Source organism: Bacillus sp. MN7755 (assembly GCF_054771475.1).
In genome coordinates this window covers 32,870-48,921 of record NZ_BTRL01000009.1, presented here as the reverse complement: position 1 = coordinate 48,921, position 16,052 = coordinate 32,870, and the positions used below count along the sequence as shown (strand labels likewise).

The window sequence follows — 16,052 nt, the reverse complement described above, 5'->3', positions numbered from 1 at the left end:
ATGCACTTATGCACATAACGGATTAAAACTACACTGTAGATCGCTCCACAAGTTCATATGAAATTTCCACCTTTTCTTGTTTAGAGCTCTCATCACTTATTTTCCTGTAAAACATTTCAAAAGCCGTTTTCCCTATCTCCTTCAAATTTTGATCAATAGTTGTCAACTGCAACACTTGCGAAATAGGTTGGTTATCCAAACCAATAATCGCTAAATCCCCAGGAACTCGAATACCCAATTTCCCAACTTCCGTCATAACCCCAATTGCAACTTCATCTCCTGCTACTATTAACGCTTCAGGAAGATTCTGCATCCCTTTTAACTTATGAGCCACTCTCACACCATCTTCTAATGTAAAGCATTCTGTGAAAATCCATTCTTCATTAACTTCTTCATCTATAGATTGCAATTGCTGTTTATAAACATCAAAACGCTTTTGACTACTCGGTCCTAGCTTTCTTCCCGTACAATAACCAATTTTTTTATAACCTTTTTCAATAAGGTGATTCATTCCTAGTTGGAAAGCTGCCGAATGATTTGTATATACACTTGAGATGTTTGCAATATCATTATCTTCACAAGCAATGATTGTGCCGTAAGAAGCATACGGTTCTATCATTTCCCAATCATTTGCACGTGAACAAATAATAAGACCATCTAATTGTTTCGTTTTTAACATATGTAGACTTTTCATTTCTTCTTTTTTATTATAATTTGTTTGGCAAAGTAGCACCCTGTAATTATGAGTTAACGCTCTCTCCATCATTCCCCCTACCATTGCATCGAAGCTCGGATGATTAATATAAGGTAGAATTACACCAACAATATTCGTCTTTCCTTTTGATAAATGAACAGCATTTGCGTTTTGTGAGTAATTCAACTTCTCAACTATCTCTAAAACCACTTTCCTTTTTTCTTCACTTACGTACGGATGATCATTTAGCACCCTTGACACAGTCGTAACGGAAACTCCCGCCATCTTTGCAATATCTTTAATGTTAGCCATACACTCACCTCTACTTTTAACTTAATGAATCCCATGAACATATGTCAAATCTTCTTATCATTACAACTTCATTCGTTTTTCTTACAAAAGTGTAATTTTCCTGTAAGCTAATTCGATAGTGAATCTCCACAATATTTCATACCATTAAGTCAGAAACAGGGCAACAACTACTCGAAAAGGAGCGGATTCATATGATGAACAAAATGAAAATAAATAATTTCTTCAATACAATGGGCATGGTATTATCCGCTCTTTTCGATGCAAAAGCTGTTGCTTCTACATTAAACAAGTAAGGAGAATTCATTATGAATAACATCACTTTTAACAAATTAGATTTTTTAGGACTAGCTAGCGGATCAGTTCTTCTTACTACTTTGATTTACGCCGCTACGCTTGTATAAATTTCGTGTCCCCTTTATATAGAAAAAGACGACCGTCTAGGTCGTCTTTTCTTATTTTTGATTTGATTCCAAAGCTTCCTTTAGCTCCTCAAACTTCTCATTTAATTGATCTGTCATCATTTTCATAGCTGTTTTTCGATCTATTTGTTCTTCCGCATCAATTTGAATTGGATCTCCAAAAATCAATTGTGCCCTTTTTCCTTTTATTAATTCTTTTATACTTGATGGACCAACATAAGCTGCCGGTACTAATGGAACGTTAGAACGCAGCGCAATCGTAACAGCTCCAGCTTTTAATGAAACGTCTTCTGTTGATCTCGTTCCACTTGGAAAAATCCCTACTACTTTCCCTTCTTTTAATAGGCGTGATGGAATTTTGAGTGTACTCGGTCCTGGATTCGCACGATCTACAGGGAATGCATTTACGTTTTTGAAGAACCAATTTTTGAATTTCCCTTCAAATAATTCTTTTTTGGCCATGTAATGAATTTGGGTCGGGTACATCCCTGTAGCTAACATTAATACATCCATAAAACTTGTATGTGTACACGCAACAACATACGGGCCACCTTCTGGTAACTTTTCTCTTCCTTGTACTTCTACTTTCCCAGCTGTTTTAAATATATATTTCAACAAAAATGTAATTGGTTTATACATTTGTTTCGTTCCTTTCTAAACATCCGAAGTATAATCATTTTCTTACAACAATTATAACACTAAGTTTTAGGAGTTGGTAATAAAAATAAGTATTAATTGTTAAATTTCAATCCTTACAAAAGTGTAATTTTTTTGTAAGCTAATTCGATAGTTACTTCTTACAATATTTCATACAATTAAGTCAGAAAGAAACAAGTAAGGAGAATTCATTATGCAAAACATCACTTTTAACAAATTAGATCTTTTAGGATTAGCTAGCGGCTCCCTTCTTCTTACTGCTTTGATTTACGCTGCTACGCTTGTATAACTTTGTGTCCCCTTTCCCCTTTATATAGAAAAAGACGACCGTCTATGCCCGGTCGTCTTTTTAAATGTTTCTTTCTTTTAACTCTTTTAAAAGCTCTATCATTTCAGCTTGTTGTTTTATCTTCTTACGACCATTTCGATTAATTGCTGCAAGCTCACAAGCAACTCCTACAGCGAAGAAAAACAATAAACTTTCTAACATATGAAATCCTCCAATTGCCTATTAAACTGCTTGACGTAATTGCTCTTCTTGTAAAATTCGCTTGTTTATATTTTCTTCTTTTCTCTGACAAACGTTATTGCGAATAAGTGCTGCAATAACAAGTAAAGTCCCTATAATATCAAACATCGTTATTTGATATCCTTGCATCATCATAATAATTAAAGTCGTAATGGGTACAAAATTAATAAATAAAATACCATTAATAGATGATAGAATTTTCACACCGTAATTCCAAGAGAGTAATGCTACAATTCCCGGTAATGTCATCATAAATAACAAATCATATTTCACAATAGAAATCGTTCCCATATTCGGTACCGATACATATCCAAGTGCCGTTATAATTATTGTTATAATTCCTGTAACAGCCGTACCAAATACACACGTCAACGTAGAATAACGTAATGTTGACCAATCGCTACACGTTTGACCACCCATCGTATAAATAACCCAACCTACAACTCCAACAAATATACATGCTAGTGAAAACATGTTATCTTTCAATGTTAAAAAGAAACTCATGTCACCTTTCGTAATAACGAATACAGCTCCTACAAAAGCGATAACCATGCTCGTTATCATATATTTTTTCGGTTTCACATGCTTATATCCCCATAGAATACAAATAGAAATCATCGGCATAAGTGCTTCCATAATGGAGGCTACCATCACACCTGACTTTCCCATTAACATTTGCCCTAAAAATATAAGTACATTATATACAGTAAACGCCATCGTTCCGAAAAAGACGAGTAACTTTCCTCTTCCCTCTAAACGAAATGCCTGTTTTCCTTCTTTCATTAACAATAATACAATCAGCACTATTGCCACCGCTCCATAGCGAATAAGTGAAAAATAAAATGGATCTATGTATTCTAGTGCATGATCAGCAACTGGAAACATCGCTCCCCATGACATACTTGCAATTAAACATGCTAAAGCCCCTATTATCATTTGACCTCTTCTCACCACAATCCCCCGTTTCTTTCTATTTGCACAAAGAGAATTGTAAAAGAAAAAATATATCACGTAAAATGATTCAAAATGATGTTAACTATCACTTATAATGATAGTTAACATCAAGGAGGGTCATATTATGGAATTAAGAGACTTACAAATCTTCCAGAGCGTTGCTGACCAAGGTAGTGTAAGTAGCGCAGCAAAGGAATTAAATTACGTACAATCAAATGTCACCGCACGTATTAAACAGTTAGAAAACGAGCTGAAAACACCGCTCTTTTATCGTCATAAACGAGGCATGACTTTAACAGCTGAAGGCAGAAAAATGCTCGTTTATGTTAATAAAATTTTGCAAGATGTCGATGAGCTAAAACAAGTATTTTTAGATAGTGAAACACCCTCTGGCATATTAAAAATCGGTACAGTCGAAACAGTAAGTACATTACCTACCATTTTATCTTCTTACTATAAAAGCTATCCGAACGTCGATTTGTCATTACAAGCGGGTCTAACAGAAGAATTAATTAGAGAAGTACTCAATCATCAATTAGATGGTGCTTTTATATCAGGACCAATAAAACATCCACTTATTGAACAATATGATGTTAGTACAGAAAAATTAATGCTTATAACACAAAATAAAGCTTTTCATATCGAAGAATTTACAACAACGCCTCTACTCGTTTTTAACCAAGGATGTGGATACCGTTCCAAACTAGAACGATGGCTGAAAGACGAAGGTTTGCTCCCAAAAAGAATTATGGAATTCAATATATTAGAGACGATATTAAACAGTGTTGCACTCGGCCTTGGAATTACACTCGTACCACAGTCTGCTGTCCATCATCTTTCTAAAGCAGGTAAAGTGCATTGCCATGCAATCCCTGAAAAATATGGTAGTATTTCAACGGTTTTCATACGCCGCAAAGATAGCTATATGACGAATTCAATGCGTAGCTTTTTAAAAACAATTGAAGAGCACCACCACATTAATATGCTTTAAAAGACATTCTTACACGAATGTCTTTTTTTCTTACAAAAGTGTAAGTCTTCCGTAAGCTAATTCGATAGTTGTAACGGATCATATTTCCTATAATTAAGATATAAAGCAGGGCAACAACAATTCGAAAAGGAGCGGATACGCATGATGAACAAAATGAAATCAAACAAATTTTTAAATACAATGGGCATGGTGCTATCCACACTTGTCGATGCAAAAGCAGTTGCAACTACATTAAACAAATAAGGAGAGATTATAATGAACAACATTACTTTCAACAAATCAGACTTTTTAGGACTTGCAAGTGGAGCGGCTCTTCTTACAGCTTTCATTTACACACTTGCTCAAGGTCTTGTTTAACACTTTCACTTTGTTTCCCCAAACCCCTTTATATATAGAAAAAGCTGCTCGTCTTATAGACAAGCAGCTTTTTAGTTTGTTTCATATATAATCTGGCCTGTTTTCGTCATATCATATCCACCAATTGCCTTTAATTCATTATGAAATTCTTCCGATTGCAGAATGTCTTTCACGACTTCGATCAACTCTTCATTTTCTTTATTCTTCAAAATTACTAAATCATACTGTTCTTTCATAATTGGAATAAAGTCTACATTTACAATTTGCGAAAACTTTTCTGAACCTACTCCCACATCAGCTTTTCCATTCGCGACTTGCGTGGCAACACCAAGATGATTTGATTCTTCCCATTCATATCCACTAATACGTTCTTTATTTAACTTTTGAATTCGCAATTGTTCATCCACTAACACCCTAATGCCAGAACCTTTTTCTCGATTTACAAATCGTATAGATGACTGAGATAAATCTGCCCATGTTTTTATATTTTTTGGATTCCCCTTTTGCACATAAAACCCAACGTTCCTTGCTAATAAATTAATCATAATACATGGTTGTCCAACTAAAATACGTTTTACATACGGAACATTATATGTATCCGTTTCTCCATCAAACAAATGCAAGCTAACGATACTTCCTTCTCCTTGGTACATCTTTACTAAACTCGTTAAACTACCTTGATATGCTCTTAATATATTTGAACTTGGCAGGCGATTTTCTATATGTTTTGCCAACATGTCTAACGTTAGTTCTTGTCCGCTAATAATACATGTATTCGAGATACTATTACTGTCATTCTTTACAGGAGTAACTTGTACCTTACCTGTTTTCATTTGCTTAATATATTGTTCTAAATCTGCTGCATCAATGCGCATCTGTCTACCAACTCTATAAGAAGGAAGTTCCCCTTTTTTAATTAAGTCGTATACAGTTAGTTTTGATACTTTTAATCGCTTTGCTACTTCTTCCGTTGTGTAGGAATGATGATCCATAGACGATTCCTCACTTTCTTTCTTCATTGTAACAAAGAAAAGAATATTTCTCCTATATTTTAAAAACAACTACATCGTTCAAATTATATTCAATTATAATTAGTTATAATTAGTTATATTTAGTTATAATTAATTATGTCAAAACGAAAGGGGATTTTTTTATGAATAAGTTTACATTACGATCCATCGGGGCACTTATCCTTTCTTTTCTTCTTATATTTAGCGTTGCATGTACAAGCGGAGATAAGAAAGAGAAATCAACTGCTAAAGAAGGAAAGGCAGTTGAACTTACTATATCAGCAGCTGCAAGCTTACAAGATGCGCTAAAAGAAATTGAAACAAAATATAAAGAAAAAGAACCTAATATTAAACTTTCTTTTAACTTTGGTGCTTCTGGTGCACTTCAACAACAAATTGAACAAGGTGCACCTGCTGATTTATTCTTCTCAGCAGCAGAAGATAAATTCCAAACTCTTGTTAAAAAAGGATTCATTAATGAAAAAGATGGGAAAAATCTTCTTGGAAATGAGCTCGTTCTAGTCGTCCCAAAAGATAGTTCTCTTACAAAAATTCAAGATTTAAAAGATAAAAAGATTAAGAAAATCGCACTTGGTACACCTGAATCTGTACCTGCGGGAAAATACGCAAAGGCTTCTCTCACACATGAAAATCTTTGGAATGACATTCAAAATAAAATCGTATTTACAAAAGATGTTCGCCAAGTGTTAACATATGTAGAAACAGGTAATGTTGATGCTGGTATTGTATACAAAACAGATACTCTTATTTCAGACAAAGTAAAGATTGGCGAGACAGCAGCAGCTACTTCTCATGATCCAATTCACTATCCTTTAGGTGTTATAAAAGAATCTAAGCACAAGAAAGAGGCGACTTCATTTTATGAATATTTGCAGTCAAAAGATGCACAATCTATCTTTAAGAAATATGGATTTACAGTCCTATCATAATTGCCATGAGCTTTGATTTTGATGCTATTGTGTCACCGATTTTTCTATCTTTACGAGTAGCTGCATGTGCCACTATTCTCGTTACAATTTTAGGGACGATTATCGGACGGGCATTGGCACGCTCCTCATGGAGATACAAAGTAATATTAGAAACTATTTTCTTATTGCCAATGGTACTTCCACCAACTGTAATCGGCTTTTTTCTCATTATCATTTTTGGAAATAATAGTCCCATTGGTATATGGGTAGAATCATTGTTTCAGCAGTCTATTATGTTCACATCTACTGCTGCGGTCATCGCTTCCACAGTTGTTGCATTTCCGCTTATGTACCAATCAGCAAAGACAGGATTTTCTATCGCAAATGTACAAATTGAAGAAAGTGCTCGTGACCTTGGTGCAAGTGAATCTCAAGTTTTTCTGCACGTTACACTTCCTCTTGCATTTCCCGCCTTACTAAGCGGAATGATTTTGAGCTTTGTTCGTGCACTAGGAGAATTTGGTGCTACACTCATGTTTGCTGGGAACATCCCTGGAAAAACACAGACAATCCCAACTGCCATTTACATGGCCATTGATGCAAGTAATATGCAACTCGCCTGGACACTTGTAGTTATCACTATTAGTATGTCTCTCGTATTTCTGCTATGTATTCAACTTATTAATAAAAGAATTACTAAATCTTAAAGCAGCTTTTTTCGAAGCTGCTTCTTTATTTCTTAGGAAATAAAATATGCCATCGGGAAATAACTGAATTTTACCTTTTATTTAAATATACATTCTATTTGAATTTACTTTCTAAAATAGGCAATTTCCTGTTATTATATGGAGGTGTTTCAAAAATTGAAGAAATGAAAACGCATTTATATCGTGAATTCTTCATCCTGTTTTAGCGATCGGTAATCTTCTACTCTATTAGTGGGGCATTACCGATCGTTAGAACGATATGTAATTATATTGGTATAGCAAACTGAAGGGAGTCTTGTAATGGACATTTTATTAGCGCTTCTTCCTGCAATTGCATGGGGAAACATCTTATTAGTAAGCGTAAAAATGGGCGGTGGTGCATATAGCCAAACGGTAGGTATGACAATCGGTGCTCTATTCTTCGCAACAATTATGTATGTATTTACTCAACCGGCTTTAACAATGACAATCTTGATTGTTGGTTTTATTTCAGGTTTATTCTGGGCTTTAGGACAAGTAAACCAATTAAAAACAGTTGAAAAGTTAGGTGTTTCTACTACTGTAACGATTTCTACTGGTATGCAACTTGTTGCAACTTCTATCTTTGGGGTTATCGCTTTCCGTGAGTGGACTACTACTACAACAATCATTATGGGAACGATTGCAATCCTATTAATCGTAGTCGGTGTTGTATTCACATCACTAGACGACAAAGAAAATGCACAACCACCAGGACAATTGAAAAAAGGACTTCTTACTTTAATTGTTTCTACTTTCGGCTATCTTGTATATGTAATTATCATTCGTTGGTATAATATCGATGGTTGGTCTGCTATTTTACCACAAGCAGTTGGTATGTTTGTTGGTGCGGTTGTACTGACATCTAAACATAAGCCATTTAACAAATATGCAATCCGTAATGCTTTATCTGGTTTACTATGGGGAACAGGAAACTTATTCTTACTTCTTTCATTACCACGTGTTGGAGTAGCAACAAGCTTCCCATTATCTCAAACTGGAATCGTTATCTCAACATTCGGTGCGATTGTCTTCTTAGGTGAAAAGAAAACAAAACGTCAATTGATCTTTATTGCACTAGGTAGTGTTTTAATTATCGGCGGCGCTGTATTACTTGGTTTAACAAAAGCATAAACTTATAATCTATTAACCCCTGAAGCATAACTGCTTCAGGGGTTTTTTATTACAACTATTTTTTAAATATAATAATCTTTACAACCTTATTTGCATCCCCCTCCTCCCTCCAATTTCATTCTTTTCACAATAAGTCTTTTCTTTTTACAAAATTCTCTTAAAGATGGTATCGTTTTTTATAACATATCTCTACTGGAAAGGAATAAAGGATATGCTTAACAAACATCGAATTCTATTTATTGGTGCTGGTCGTATGGCAGAAGCTATATTTTCCGGATTACTTAAAACAAGCAAAGAATATATCGAAGAAATTATCGTTTCTAACCGAAGCAATGTAGAAAAGCTAGAACAATTACAAGGGCGATATAATGTGTCTATTACAACAGATTGGAAGCAACATGTTACATCTGTTGATACGATTGTTTTAGCAATGCCGCCTGCTGCACATGAAGAATTATTAGCAGAGTTATCTCCGTTACTATCGAACCAACTTGTCGTAACGGTAGCTGCTGGCATTGGACCATCTTATTTAGAAGAAAGACTTCCCCAAGGAACGCCTGTTGCTTGGATTATGCCAAATACAGCTGCTGAAATTGGAAAGTCTATCTCCTTATATACAATGGGACAATCAGTAAATGAGATGCATCAAGAAACCCTGCAACTACTTTTAAAAGGCATTGGTACTTCGCAACTCTGCACTGAGGAAGAAATTCATCAGCTTACTGCAGTTACTGGAAGTGCACCAGCCTTCCTTTATTACTTTGCTGAAAGCTTAATTGAAGCAACAAAAAGTTATGGAGTCGATGAAGCAACCGCAAAACACCTTGTCATTCAAATGATTTCTGGCTCCGCTTCTATGCTTGAACAAACGCAAGATCCGGCTAACCTCCGCGAACAAGTAACAACGCCAGGTGGTTCCACAGCTGAAGGTCTCAAAACTTTATATGAGTATAATTTTTCAGAGGCAATTCAAAAAGCAGTAGAAGCAACAAACAAAAAAGCTAGGGGGAAATAATATGAGTTTAACAAGTTTAAAAGACTATACAACATTACATAACGGAGTAAAAATGCCTTGGTTCGGTTTAGGTGTTTTTAAAGTAGAAGATGGTTCAGAGGTAATTGATTCTGTAAAAGCAGCAATTAAAAATGGCTACCGCAGCATCGATACTGCAGCAATCTATCAAAATGAAGAAGGCGTTGGACAAGCGATTCGTGAATCAGGTGTTTCACGTGAAGAATTATTTATTACATCAAAAGTATGGAATAGCGATCAAGGATATGAAACAACACTTCAAGCATTTGAAACTACATTAGAAAAATTAGGTCTAGAATATTTAGATTTATATTTAGTACATTGGCCTGTAAAAGGGAAATATACTGAATCATGGAAAGCATTAGAAAAGCTTTATAAAGATGGTCGTGTTCGTGCTATCGGTGTGAGTAATTTCCACATTCACCACTTACAAGACGTATTTGAAATTGCTGAAATTAAGCCAACGGTCAACCAAGTGGAATACCACCCACGTTTAGCACAAGAAGAGTTACACGCTTTCTGTAAAGAACATAATATCCAGCTTGAAGCTTGGTCACCATTAATGCAAGGCCAACTACTAGATAACCCAGTTTTACAAGAAATTGCGACAAAATATAATAAATCAACTGCGCAAATTATTTTACGCTGGGATTTACAAAACGAAGTTGTAACAATCCCTAAATCTATTAAAGAACATCGCATTATTGAAAATGCAAACATCTTCGACTTTGAATTAAGTGCTGATGATATGAAAGCAATTCAAGCTTTAAATGAAGATCGTCGCGTTGGTCCAGATCCAGATAACTTTAACTTCTAGTAGAAAAACCACTGCCATATGCAGTGGTTTTTCCGTTAAAGAAAACTGAAAATTTAAACTACATTTCATTCGGTTGACACTTCATCATCCAAGGTGTAAGATTTTGAATTATCAAAGAAACACAAAATTTAATAAAGTTTATTTGTTTACTCATTGTATCAAGAGAGGTGGAGGGACTGGCCCTTTGAAACCTCGGCAACAGGTTCATTTTGAATACTGTGCCACTTCCTGCAAGCTTTATGGCTTGAAAGATAGAATGAGGGACTTCGTTTATATACGGGTGCATAACTTGTACGTAAAAATCCCTCTTTCTCAATACGAAAAGAGGGATTTTTATTTTTCATTTCCCTCATCATCATCCAAACTTAATTATTTAGGAGGAAAATCAAATGAAAAAGAAGTTTGTACCCGGTATTGCATCAGTTGTAGGAGTAAGTATTTTATTAACTGGTTGCGGTAGTTATAAAAACGAAGCAAGTGGAGCAAATGCAAAAGACGAGGCACCTAGTAAACAGGTTTTAAACTTATCTTCACCTACTGAAATACGAACAATGGATACAGCTCGTGCTACAGATACTGATTCTGGTCAAGTAATGAGAAACGTATTTGAAGGTTTGTATAATCTTGGTGAAGGTAACAAACCTGTCCCTGGTGTTGCAAAATCTCATGAAGTAAGTGGCGATAAAACGAAATACACATTCCATTTACGAGATTCAAAATGGTCAAACGGCACTCCTGTTACAGCGAAAGATTTTGTCTTCGCTTGGCAAAGAGCTGTCGATCCAGCAACAGCCTCTGAATATGCATTTTTATTCTTTGATATTAAAAACGCAACAAAAATTAACAACAAAGAACTTCCAGCCGACCAACTTGGTGTAAAAGCAGTTGATGACCATACGTTTGAGGTAGAATTAGAGCGTCCTGTTCCATATTTTATTAGTTTAACAGCGTTCCCAACATTTCTACCAATTAACGAGGAATTCTTTAAAGCACAAGGTGATAAGTACGCTTTAGAAGATAATACAATCTTGTACAATGGAGCTTTTACACTAAGCGATTGGAAGCACGAACAAAGCTTTAAATTCAAGAAAAACCCTACCTATTGGGATAAAGATACTGTCAAACTAGAAGAAATCAATTTTAACGTAGTAAAAGAAAAATCAACAGAAGTAAATTTATTCGAATCAAAACAATTAGACCGTATAAAATTAACATCTGACTTCGTTGATAAATATAAAAAGGATGCGAACTTTAAAGAACGCCCGAACGTAGGCGTACAATTTTTACGTATGAATCAACAAAACAAAGTACTTCAAAACGTTTCTGCACGCCAAGCAATTGACCAAACAATTGATCGAAAATCCTTTGTAAATACGTTATTAAATGATGGCTCTACACCAACCTTTGGCCTCGTTCCAAAAAACTTTGCAAAAGGGACTGATGGAAAGGACTTCCGTACTATAAACGGAGATTTAACCAAAGTTGATACAAAATCTGCACAAGAGTTATGGAAGAAAGCTAAACAAGAGCTTGGTTCTGAAAAAATCACATTAGAATTATTAACAAGTGATGCTGACCTTGATAAGAAAACTGGTGAGTTCTTAAAAGGACAACTAGAAAAGAATTTAGACGGATTAACAGTAAATGTAAAACCACAACCACGTAAACAACAAGTTTCACTTTTATTAAAAGGTGACTATGAAATCGGCATTGACGGCTGGAGTCCTGACTTTGCTGATCCAATTACATTCCTTGAACTATTTACAACGAATAACCCTTACAACTTAGATCATTACTCTAATAAGGAGTTCGATGAAACAATTGAAAAAGTTAAAACGACTTTAGCTGGTGATGAAAAAGCTCGCTGGGAAGCATTACTAGCATCCGAGAAAATATTATTTAAAGACTCTGTTATCGCTCCTCTTTACCAAAAAGGTGAATCTTATTTAGAACGTTCTTATGTGAAAGGAATTGTACAAGTAGAATTTGCAGGTCAATTAAACTTCAAATGGGCACAAATTGAAAAATAAAAGGCAACCTGAATTGAAGTTTTTCTACCCATACCAATTGTTTTATTGGAAAAATGTATTAAAAGCGGATTTCTCAATGAGAGAAAATCCGCTTTTTCAATATAGTATTTTTAAAAAATAATACTCCAACTTTTATTATTGACATATAGTTCTTTCCAGCGTTAATATTCTAAATAATCAAAGAAACGAAATATTTAATCACCAAAATATAATGTCTACTACGTTGAAACATATAACGACAGATTATAGTTCAACATATATATACATATAGAACATCTGATTACCTACATGCACATATTTATAATAGGCTTTCTCTTCTTCTATAGATACACTTCAAAAAATGGACATTAAGACGTTACGAACAACACATTTAGGGAGGAACGAACAATGAAGAAAAAAGTTGTACCTGTTGTTGCATCTGTTTTAGGGGCAAGTCTATTACTAACTGCTTGCGGGGGAAATAAAGATAACGCAAGCGGAGCGAAAGCAAATGATAAAGCACCTGATAAACAGGCAATTAACTTATCATTCGCTTCAGAAATTCCAACAATGGATGTTGCAAAAGCAACAGATGGGGAATCCATGAACGTAATGCGCAATGTTTTTGAAGGTTTATATGCAATGGGAGAAGATAATAAACCGATTCCTGGTGTTGCTGAGTCGGTTGACGTTAGTCCCGATAAAACAAAATATACATTCCACCTGCGTGATTCAAAATGGTCAAACGGTACTCCTGTTACAGCAAAGGATTTCGTCTTCGCTTGGCAACGTGCCGTAAATCCTGATACAGCAGCTGAATATGCATTCTTATTCTTCGATATAAAGAATGCGAAACAAATAAACCAAAAACAATTACCGGTTGATCAATTAGGTATTAAAGCTCTTGATGATAAAACTTTAGAAGTACAACTAGATCGTCCTGTTCCCTACTTCTTAAGCTTAACGACATTCTCAACATTCTTACCAATTAATGAAGAGTACTTAAAATCTCAAGGTAATAAATACGGTTTAGAAACAAATCATTTAATTTACAACGGTGCTTTCACATTAGATAACTGGAAGCATGAGCAAAGCTTCCAATTAAAGAAAAACCCTAACTATCGGGATGCTAAAACAGTAAAATTAGAAGAAATTAACTTCAATGTCGTTAAGGATAAATCTACAGAAGTTAACTTATATGATTCTGGACAAATTGATCGTGTTGCTTTGACTGCGGAGTTTGTTGATAAATATAAGAGCGATCCAAACTTCAAAGAACGCGCTGAAGTTGGCATTCAATTTTTACGACTCAATCAAAAAAATGAAACATTAAAAAATCAACATGCACGCCTTGCTATTAACGGCGCAATGAATAAAAAGGCATACGTAGAAACAATTTTAAATAACGGCGCTGTTCCAGCTGAAGGAATGGTTCCTGCGAAATTTGCAAAGAGTCCAGAAGGCAATGACTTCCGTAAAGAAAATGGAAATCTAGTCAAAGATGATGTGAAAACAGCGAAAGAAAACTGGAAAAAAGCGAAGCAAGAACTTGGTACTGACAAAGTAACAATTGAACTATTAACTAGTGATAATGCTTTAGCTAAAAAGACTGGTGAATATTTAAAAGGCGAACTAGAAAAGAACCTAGATAGATTAACAGTGAATTTAAAACCACAACCACGTAAACAACAGTTAAAACTACTATTAAGTGGTGACTATGAAATCGGTATTGATGGCTGGGGCCCTGACTTCGCTGATCCAATTACATTCTTAGATTTATTTACAACAGATAGTGCTTATAACTTCGATAAATACTCTAATAAAGAGTATGATGAGCTAATTCATAAAGTAAAAAAGGTATCCCAAGAAGGATACCTTTTTTACTTTATACTTCTTTAACGACAGGATTTCTCTCCTTCACCATTCCTTTTATAAATAAAGTAATCACCGCTATCGATTGTGTAACTAATATAATAACTAATAATGCAATAATATTTTTCTCTAAACTAACTCCTCCAAATATTATTGTATAATAGCCATTCGCTGCATATGTTGCGGGAAATAATTCGCCAATTGTTTGATATGTTTTAGAAAGCATTTCATGTGGTACGATTACTCCTGAACTTACAAGTTGTAACGATAGCGAGATAATATTAAAAATCATACCTGCGTTTCCAAACACAGTTAGAAACATTTGTGTTAATGAAAGAAAGGCAAAGAAGACTATTGTCAATAATCCTCTTCCCCTTCTTTTTGCATTGAACTAAAACTCATCATAAATATAAACAAAAACATCAAATATGTCCTCCACGTCAAAGAAGGTATATGCCCTGACCAAAGATAGCTAATCAAATAGTTAATCCCCATAATACAAGACGACACTACTAAACTAATGCTTATTAATTTTACATATTTGAACATATCTTTTCTCCTTACTTTTCTATCTCTTCAAATTGCAGATTTACCGGCTCTTCTAAAAGTGTTTCATAAAAGTTTTCAGCCAAATCTGTTGAAGGAATTTTTTCATCCACTTCATCAAATCGTATACTATCTAGCCACACACAACCTTCTCCTGATAATAAAACACCAAATGCGATACCAAGCGCTTCTTCTTTTATATCTAATACAACCGAGTATGATTGCCAGTTATTCGTATTTTTAATGGGGCGATTTTGCATGTTATCCATAGCAAGTGGTTCAGTATCTTTTCCGTCTACTCGCATCCACAATCCTGCCCAATCTTTTACATTCTCACTCTTAACAAATGCTGTAAAACGTAACCTCTTTCCTACATACTTATCCGCTCGGAACATTTGCATTAATGTTGAAAATCCTCCGTGCGTAACATTCTCTTTTGCTTTTATGTATGCAGATACTTTTCCTTGATGGACAACTTCATAATCTAAACCCATCTCATATTCAGCAGGATGACTCCCACTTAAGATCCATCCTTTCGGTATACCTTTTTGCATTGAAACACCCTCTCTTTCTATATAAAATGACTGAAAGTACTTTCGATATTTATTTGGTGGCAATTGAAACATTCTTTTAAAAGCTCTCGTAAATGCCTCTTGTGAGGAAAAACCATATTGCATTGCAATATCAATAACAGCTCTCTCAGTTGACACTAAAACCTGTGCAGCATGAGTTAATCTTCTCTTTCGAATATAATCCGTTACACTCATCCCGATATATCTTTGAAAAATACGATGGAAATGATACATCGATACTGCACTGTGAGACGCTACTCTTTCTGTTGTAAGCTCCTCATGTAAATGATCCTCTATATATTCAATTGCTTCTTTTATTATCTCTTTATATTCTTCATGCATTTTAGTCCCCCCTCACAACTTCAATTTACCATATACATACAAATTATTTTTGATTTAAATTGCGGATTAGTCTTGTGACTACAGGATAATAATTTATTTTCAACACATACATAATTACATGTTTTTGGGAAAAACTTGTATAGAACGAAT

18 protein-coding genes, 1 pseudogene and 1 riboswitch are annotated in these 16,052 nt (G+C 34.7%); of the genes and pseudogenes, 11 read left to right on the top strand and 8 right to left on the bottom strand.

The features are described from left to right. Nucleotides 1–28 precede the first annotated feature (28 nt). Nucleotides 29–1,006: a LacI family DNA-binding transcriptional regulator gene (locus tag ACYVEC_RS11330; protein WP_063223571.1), complete on the bottom strand. Its 978-nt coding sequence runs from the start codon at nucleotides 1,004–1,006 to the stop codon at nucleotides 29–31. 305 nt (nucleotides 1,007–1,311) lie between these two features. On the opposite strand from ACYVEC_RS11330, the gene ACYVEC_RS11325 reads away from it, so the two are divergent. Then, nucleotides 1,312–1,407 (top strand): DUF3948 family protein, encoded by a 96-nt coding sequence (locus tag ACYVEC_RS11325; protein ID WP_064774810.1) that lies wholly within the window; start codon nucleotides 1,312–1,314, stop codon nucleotides 1,405–1,407. Between the two features lie 51 nt (nucleotides 1,408–1,458). Here ACYVEC_RS11325 and ACYVEC_RS11320 read toward each other — a convergent pair whose 3' ends face one another. Next, nucleotides 1,459–2,064: a lysophospholipid acyltransferase family protein gene (locus ACYVEC_RS11320; RefSeq protein ID WP_063223570.1), complete on the bottom strand. Its 606-nt coding sequence runs from the start codon at nucleotides 2,062–2,064 to the stop codon at nucleotides 1,459–1,461. A 211-nt stretch (nucleotides 2,065–2,275) separates the two neighbouring features. On the opposite strand from ACYVEC_RS11320, the gene ACYVEC_RS11315 reads away from it, so the two are divergent. Further along, nucleotides 2,276–2,371, top strand: a complete 96-nt coding sequence (locus tag ACYVEC_RS11315) for a DUF3948 family protein (protein WP_001179705.1) — start codon at nucleotides 2,276–2,278, stop codon at nucleotides 2,369–2,371. Between the two features lie 60 nt (nucleotides 2,372–2,431). On the opposite strand, the gene ACYVEC_RS11310 is transcribed toward ACYVEC_RS11315, so the two are convergent. After that, a complete protein-coding gene (locus ACYVEC_RS11310) occupies nucleotides 2,432–2,572 on the bottom strand; it encodes a YrzO family protein (RefSeq protein WP_000894066.1) in 141 nt (46 codons plus the stop codon). Between the two features lie 21 nt (nucleotides 2,573–2,593). Beyond that, a complete protein-coding gene (locus ACYVEC_RS11305) occupies nucleotides 2,594–3,562 on the bottom strand; it encodes a DMT family transporter (RefSeq protein ID WP_063223569.1) in 969 nt (322 codons plus the stop codon). Nucleotides 3,563–3,689: 127 nt separating this feature from the next. Between ACYVEC_RS11305 and ACYVEC_RS11300 the strand changes: the two genes are divergently transcribed. Further along, nucleotides 3,690–4,556 carry a LysR family transcriptional regulator gene (locus tag ACYVEC_RS11300; RefSeq protein ID WP_063223568.1) on the top strand — a complete coding sequence of 289 codons (867 nt, stop codon included), beginning with the start codon at nucleotides 3,690–3,692 and terminating at the stop codon, nucleotides 4,554–4,556. A gap of 255 nt (nucleotides 4,557–4,811) precedes the next feature. After that, complete coding sequence (locus tag ACYVEC_RS11295) at nucleotides 4,812–4,913, top strand: DUF3948 family protein (RefSeq protein WP_064774809.1); 102 nt, start codon at nucleotides 4,812–4,814, stop codon at nucleotides 4,911–4,913. A 71-nt stretch (nucleotides 4,914–4,984) separates the two neighbouring features. Here ACYVEC_RS11295 and ACYVEC_RS11290 read toward each other — a convergent pair whose 3' ends face one another. Beyond that, entirely contained in the window at nucleotides 4,985–5,932 is a 948-nt protein-coding gene (locus ACYVEC_RS11290) for a substrate-binding domain-containing protein (protein WP_080468560.1), read from the bottom strand. A 134-nt stretch (nucleotides 5,933–6,066) separates the two neighbouring features. Between ACYVEC_RS11290 and modA the strand changes: the two genes are divergently transcribed. The 7 genes and pseudogenes from modA to ACYVEC_RS11255 all read left to right on the top strand — a co-directional run. Next, on the top strand, nucleotides 6,067–6,873 hold the full coding sequence (modA, locus tag ACYVEC_RS11285; RefSeq protein WP_063223567.1) for a molybdate ABC transporter substrate-binding protein: 807 nt from the start codon (nucleotides 6,067–6,069) through the stop codon (nucleotides 6,871–6,873). A 5-nt stretch (nucleotides 6,874–6,878) separates the two neighbouring features. Then, on the top strand, nucleotides 6,879–7,559 hold the full coding sequence (gene modB, locus ACYVEC_RS11280) for a molybdate ABC transporter permease subunit (protein WP_275718676.1): 681 nt from the start codon (nucleotides 6,879–6,881) through the stop codon (nucleotides 7,557–7,559). A gap of 300 nt (nucleotides 7,560–7,859) precedes the next feature. Further along, the gene (locus ACYVEC_RS11275; RefSeq protein ID WP_063223565.1) at nucleotides 7,860–8,711 is read left to right on the top strand and encodes a GRP family sugar transporter; all 852 of its coding nucleotides are present in this window, start codon (nucleotides 7,860–7,862) and stop codon (nucleotides 8,709–8,711) included. A 211-nt stretch (nucleotides 8,712–8,922) separates the two neighbouring features. After that, nucleotides 8,923–9,726 carry a pyrroline-5-carboxylate reductase gene (proC, locus tag ACYVEC_RS11270; RefSeq protein ID WP_063223564.1) on the top strand — a complete coding sequence of 268 codons (804 nt, stop codon included), beginning with the start codon at nucleotides 8,923–8,925 and terminating at the stop codon, nucleotides 9,724–9,726. Nucleotide 9,727: 1 nt separating this feature from the next. Further along, nucleotides 9,728–10,561, top strand: coding sequence for an aldo/keto reductase (locus ACYVEC_RS11265; RefSeq protein ID WP_063223563.1), 834 nt, complete (start codon nucleotides 9,728–9,730; stop codon nucleotides 10,559–10,561). Nucleotides 10,562–10,713: 152 nt separating this feature from the next. Continuing rightward, nucleotides 10,714–10,819: riboswitch (SAM riboswitch) on the top strand. A gap of 131 nt (nucleotides 10,820–10,950) precedes the next feature. Next, nucleotides 10,951–12,591: a peptide ABC transporter substrate-binding protein gene (locus tag ACYVEC_RS11260; protein ID WP_063223562.1), complete on the top strand. Its 1,641-nt coding sequence runs from the start codon at nucleotides 10,951–10,953 to the stop codon at nucleotides 12,589–12,591. Between the two features lie 387 nt (nucleotides 12,592–12,978). Continuing rightward, nucleotides 12,979–14,424, top strand: a pseudogene (locus tag ACYVEC_RS11255) (peptide ABC transporter substrate-binding protein); the annotation flags it as partial. Between the two features lie 31 nt (nucleotides 14,425–14,455). Here ACYVEC_RS11255 and ACYVEC_RS11250 read toward each other — a convergent pair. The 3 genes from ACYVEC_RS11250 to ACYVEC_RS11240 are packed head-to-tail and all read right to left on the bottom strand — an operon-like array spanning nucleotide 14,456 to nucleotide 15,902. After that, complete coding sequence (locus tag ACYVEC_RS11250; protein ID WP_063223560.1) at nucleotides 14,456–14,803, bottom strand: ABC-2 transporter permease; 348 nt, start codon at nucleotides 14,801–14,803, stop codon at nucleotides 14,456–14,458. After that, nucleotides 14,800–14,991, bottom strand: coding sequence for a hypothetical protein (locus ACYVEC_RS11245; RefSeq protein ID WP_063223559.1), 192 nt, complete (start codon nucleotides 14,989–14,991; stop codon nucleotides 14,800–14,802). The genes ACYVEC_RS11250 and ACYVEC_RS11245 overlap by 4 nt, the downstream gene beginning before the upstream one ends. An 11-nt stretch (nucleotides 14,992–15,002) precedes the next feature. Continuing rightward, nucleotides 15,003–15,902 (bottom strand): helix-turn-helix transcriptional regulator, encoded by a 900-nt coding sequence (locus ACYVEC_RS11240; protein ID WP_063223558.1) that lies wholly within the window; start codon nucleotides 15,900–15,902, stop codon nucleotides 15,003–15,005. Nucleotides 15,903–16,052: the final 150 nt, after the last annotated feature.